This is a genomic window from Pseudomonas sp. GM24, assembly GCF_000282235.1.
Taxonomy (GTDB): domain Bacteria; phylum Pseudomonadota; class Gammaproteobacteria; order Pseudomonadales; family Pseudomonadaceae; genus Aquipseudomonas.
This window is the reverse complement of record NZ_AKJR01000080.1, coordinates 1-4,461: the sequence shown is the minus strand read 5'-3', so window position 1 is coordinate 4,461 and position 4,461 is coordinate 1. Positions and strand designations below refer to the sequence as shown.

Genomic DNA, 4,461 nt, shown 5'->3' with positions numbered 1-4,461 from the left:
TTGATCTTTCAAAATCAAGATCGAAAGATCGCCGCGTGCTGCAGCTCCTACAGGGATTGAGGTGAATTTGAGGGTGTGATCGGGAGCAGGTGATGTTGATTTCAGTGCAAGCCCTGCGTGCGCTGGCCGCGTGGACGGTGGTCTGCCATCACTTCATGCAGATTTTCTTCGACTTCAAGGCACACGGACCGATCGGGCAACTGTTCATCGATAAAGGAGCGGTGGGGGTCGATATTTTCTTTGTCATCAGCGGCCTGGTGATTTTCCTCTCGACCGAAAACAAACCGCTGCCGCCGGCGCGTTTTCTCTTGTATCGGCTGTTTCGCATCGTTCCGGCGTATTGGCTCTACACGCTATTGATGGCGCTGCTGGTGGTGTTTGCCCAGCCCATATTGCCGGATCAAACGGTGGACTGGGGCCATCTGCTGTTGTCGTTGCTGTTCATTCCTACCGAGAACCCCGGCGGTTACGGCATCTACCCGACGCTCAATGTCGGCTGGACGTTGAATTACGAAATCCTTTTCTACGTGCTGTTTGCCTGGGCGCTGTTGTTTCGCTTGCAGGTGCGTCTGTTGGTGGTCGCGGCGCTGTTGTTCGCCGTGTGTCAGACCTGGACCGGGTTTGGCTGGATCAGCGAGTTCTATCGTTCGGACATCGTCTATGAATTCCTGCTGGGGATTGGCATCGGCATGCTTTATCGCCGGGGCTGGATCGGTGCGGGACTGTGGCTGCCGCTGGCGGCAATCGTGGCGGTATTGCTGACGATCTATCAGTTGCCGCCGGCGCCGAGGTTGCTGAACTGGGGTGTGCCGAGCGCCGTGCTGGTGATGGCGTGTATCTCACTTGAGCGTTATGTCGAGCGCAGTCGGGTACTCAAACTGCTCGGTGATTGCTCGTATTCGGTGTACCTGATGCACGTTCTGGTGCTGTCGGCAGGCGGTTTTCTGGCCCGGCGCTACGGCATCAACCCGTATTTGATGTTTGTCGTCTGCGCGCTGGCCATCGGTGTCGGCTCCTGGTTGAGCTACGAGTGGGTGGAAAAGCGCAGCTTTCGCTGGCTCAAGGCGCAAATCGACGAAGAGCCTGACGAGAATCTTTCCCGACAAAAATACTAGGACTTTGTCCGGCGCAACGATTGGCGTAAACTGCGCCCAAGCCTGCGAGGAGTTTCCATGACCGCTATTACCATTACCGACGCCGCCCACGATTACCTGGCTGATCTGCTCTCCAAGCAGAACACCCCGGGCATCGGCATCCGCGTCTTCATCACCCAGCCTGGCACCCAGTACGCCGAAACCTGCATTGCCTACTGCAAGCCGGGCGAAGAAAAACCTGAAGACACCGCGCTGGGGCTGAAAAGCTTCACCGCGTATATCGATCACTTCAGCGAAGCGTTTCTCGATGACGCCGTGGTCGACTACGCCACCGACCGCATGGGCGGTCAACTGACCATCAAGGCGCCAAACGCCAAAGTACCGATGGTCAACGCTGACAGCCCGGTCAACGAGCGCATCAACTATTACCTGCAAACCGAAATCAACCCGGGTCTGGCCAGCCACGGCGGTCAGGTCAGCCTGATCGATGTGGTTGAAGACGGCATCGCCGTTCTGCAGTTCGGTGGCGGTTGCCAGGGCTGCGGCCAGGCGGACGTGACCTTGAAGGAAGGCATCGAGCGCACCTTGCTCGAGCGCATCCCGGAGCTCAAGGGCGTTCGCGACGTGACCGACCACACGCAGAAAGAAAACGCCTACTACTAAGGTGTTCGCTGCGGACATGAAAAACGGCGCCCCGTGAGCGCCGTTTTTTTATGGGTGACATTCAGGAATGCATTCGCGAGCAGGCTTCATGGGCGATAGAGGTGAGCATGCCCGGCGCGATACAACGATGACTCGCTAAAAACCTCACTGCCCAACACGCGTCCCACCAGAATCAACGCCGTACGCCGAAACCCTTTGGCCTCAACCTTCCCGGCAATATCCGCCAGCGTCCCCACCACCCAATCCTGATCCGGCCACGTCGCCCGGTGGATCACCGCAATCGGGCAGTCTGCGCCGTAATGAGGCAACAGCTCCGCCAGAATCTTCTCCAGATGGTTGACCCCCAGATGAATCGCCATGGTTGCGCCGTGTTGCGCCAGGCTGCCCAATTCCTCACCGGCCGGCATGGCGGTTTTATCGGCGTAGCGGGTCAGAATCACGCTCTGCGACACGTCCGGTAGTGTCAGTTCCGCGCCAAGCAACGCCGCACACGCAGCGGTCGCGGTCACCCCGGGAATGACCTCAAACGGAATATCCAGCTCACGCAGATAACGAATCTGCTCACCAATCGCGCCATACAGACTCGGATCGCCGGAATGCACCCGCGCCACATCCTGGCTGTTGGCATGCGCGGTTTTGATCAGTTCGATGATCTGTTCGAGGTGCAGCTCAGCGCTGTTGACCACCGTCTCGGCTTGATGGCCGTCGAGCACCGCTGCCGGCACCAACGAACCTGCATAGATAATCACCGGGCAACTGCGGATCAGCCGCTGGCCTTTCACGGTGATCAATTCCGGGTCGCCGGGGCCGGCGCCGATGAAGTAGACAGTCATCGTTAAATCCTTGGAAAAGAGGTGCAACAACGCTTCAGATGAAGATTGCTCATGATCAATGGCGGGGATTATCGGGATTTTACGCCGCGCCGGCCAATGCCAACGTGGCCTGGGCGTATTTCTGCCGGGAAATCAGCAGTTTTGCCGGTGCCTGAATCAACTGTTCGGCGAGGGCCAGTGCCGCACTTTCGGCGACGCCGTAGCAACCGGTGCGTTCGAAGGCGATTTGCGAATGGTGACTGAGTCGTTGCTGATAAGTGGCCAATTCCTCGCTGCTGAAATACAGCAAGGGCAGGGCCAGTTGCGCGGCAAGTTCTTGCAGCCCTGGCTCGTCGCGCTTCAAGTCGATGCTGGCCAACGCCTTGACCGCTTGCAGCTCGATTCGGTGTGCCTGTAAGGCTTGGTCAAGCAATGCGCGCAGCGTGCTGGCCGGGCAGCCGCGCTGGCAGCCCAGGCCGATCACGAAGGTCGGCACTGCGCTGTCATCGGTCATACGTGGTATTGACCATCGCTTTTGCGCCGGAACAACCAGGCGCTGATCAGGCCCAGGGCCAGCCAGAACACTACGTTGGTTAGCTGCGAAGCGATTTTGAACTGGGCTTCCAGTGCTTCCGGCGCGAGCATCGAATGCACTTGCGGCTGCGGCGCGCCGATCACGTGCGGCACGGCGAGGATGGCCACACCAAGGATCTTCATCAGCCAGTGGCGGCTGAACACGATCAGCGACAGGCCGACAGCGGTCGAAGCGGCCGTGCCGATCCACCACATTTGTCGTGAGGCCAGATCAGCGGCAGCGGTGCCCGGCAACTCGGGCGGCAGGCCCAGGGTTGGCGCGAGGACGAAGGTCGCGTAACCGGCCAGACCCCAGAGCAGGCCTTGCGAGGTTTTGGTCGGCGCGCGCAGGGTGTAGAGGCCCGCGAGCATCAGGGCGAAACCGACAGCCACCACCAGATTGCCGCCTGTGGTCGAAACCACGCGCTGCCAGCCGTCTTCCGGCTCCCAGGCTTCTGTATCGTGGGTGTGGCCGGCCATGGCGCCTTCGGCGTGTTCATGAACAGCCACCGGCTCGGCTTTCTCGTAGGTTTCAGCCTGAATAATCAGCGGTGAAACCCAGAAGCTTTGCAGCAGAGTGAGGAGCAGGGCGGCCAGCAGGCCGGTGAAACCTGCGGTTTGCGCAATACGCTTGATCATGTCGGCAGGTCTCAGTGGCACGGGAACGCCGCGCTGTGACGGGTATCGTGAGCGGCGTTGTGCACCGCCTCGATGTGCGAGAAACCGGCGAAGTAGACCAGGCTGGCGCCGAGGATCGACGCGAAGATCGCAGCGCTCAGGCGTTGGCTCAGGGTGGTGGTGCTGACGATTTTGTCCGTGTTGCTGCCGGTGCTGCTGATGATCGACATGGCGCTTCCCTCTGGAGTGTCAGTGGGTGAATCGAGCGCATGAAAACCCCTGCGGGTCGGGCTCGCAGAGGTTCGAACAGCGCCCGCCCACCGCGGGTTTGTTATGTTCAGCGACGCACAAAATGCGGGCTGTGTGTTGCGGGCCGGTCTCCGGGCTCACGAGGGGTTGGCGTCAGGCCGACCTGCAAGCGTCACCTTCCCATGCCTTGCTGACACAGTGGTTTTGACGCTTCGCTCGCTTACCGTTGCGGGGGCAGCACCGGACTGACATGGGCTTGAGTAAAGCACATGATTCACCGGTTTCCCGTTTCACCCTGTGAAGGGCACCCGTAACAAGTTGTGTAGGAGAGCATGGGGGTGGGGTTTTGGTCAATTTTTTGGGGTGGATCCGTTGCTGCGGGTGTTGCTGATTAGGGTTCCGCCCTTACGGCGGGTCACTTTTTCCAGACGCCCGGAGTGCCGGCCCAGAAA

At 59.8% G+C, this 4,461-nt stretch carries 6 protein-coding genes and 1 riboswitch; of the genes, 2 read left to right on the top strand and 4 right to left on the bottom strand.

What is annotated here, in order from left to right:
- Positions 1 to 92 precede the first annotated feature (92 nt).
- Both PMI23_RS11955 and nfuA read left to right on the top strand, forming a co-directional pair.
- Complete coding sequence (locus PMI23_RS11955) at positions 93 to 1,115, top strand: acyltransferase family protein (RefSeq protein WP_007912590.1); 1,023 nt, start codon at positions 93 to 95, stop codon at positions 1,113 to 1,115.
- Positions 1,116 to 1,172: 57 nt separating this feature from the next.
- Entirely contained in the window at positions 1,173 to 1,757 is a 585-nt protein-coding gene (nfuA, locus tag PMI23_RS11950) for a Fe-S biogenesis protein NfuA (RefSeq protein ID WP_007912592.1), read from the top strand.
- Positions 1,758 to 1,843: 86 nt separating this feature from the next.
- On the opposite strand, the gene cobM is transcribed toward nfuA, so the two are convergent.
- From cobM to PMI23_RS11930, 4 genes are all read right to left on the bottom strand, one after another.
- Positions 1,844 to 2,590, bottom strand: coding sequence for a precorrin-4 C(11)-methyltransferase (cobM, locus tag PMI23_RS11945; RefSeq protein ID WP_007912594.1), 747 nt, complete (start codon positions 2,588 to 2,590; stop codon positions 1,844 to 1,846).
- A gap of 79 nt (positions 2,591 to 2,669) precedes the next feature.
- Complete coding sequence (locus PMI23_RS11940) at positions 2,670 to 3,083, bottom strand: cobalamin biosynthesis protein (RefSeq protein WP_007912596.1); 414 nt, start codon at positions 3,081 to 3,083, stop codon at positions 2,670 to 2,672.
- On the bottom strand, positions 3,080 to 3,781 hold the full coding sequence (locus tag PMI23_RS11935) for a CbtA family protein (RefSeq protein ID WP_007912602.1): 702 nt from the start codon (positions 3,779 to 3,781) through the stop codon (positions 3,080 to 3,082). The genes PMI23_RS11940 and PMI23_RS11935 overlap by 4 nt, the downstream gene beginning before the upstream one ends.
- An 11-nt stretch (positions 3,782 to 3,792) precedes the next feature.
- The gene (locus PMI23_RS11930) at positions 3,793 to 3,990 is read right to left on the bottom strand and encodes a CbtB domain-containing protein (RefSeq protein ID WP_007912603.1); all 198 of its coding nucleotides are present in this window, start codon (positions 3,988 to 3,990) and stop codon (positions 3,793 to 3,795) included.
- A gap of 124 nt (positions 3,991 to 4,114) precedes the next feature.
- A riboswitch (cobalamin riboswitch) is annotated at positions 4,115 to 4,336 on the bottom strand.
- Between the last annotated feature and the right edge of the window lie 125 nt (positions 4,337 to 4,461).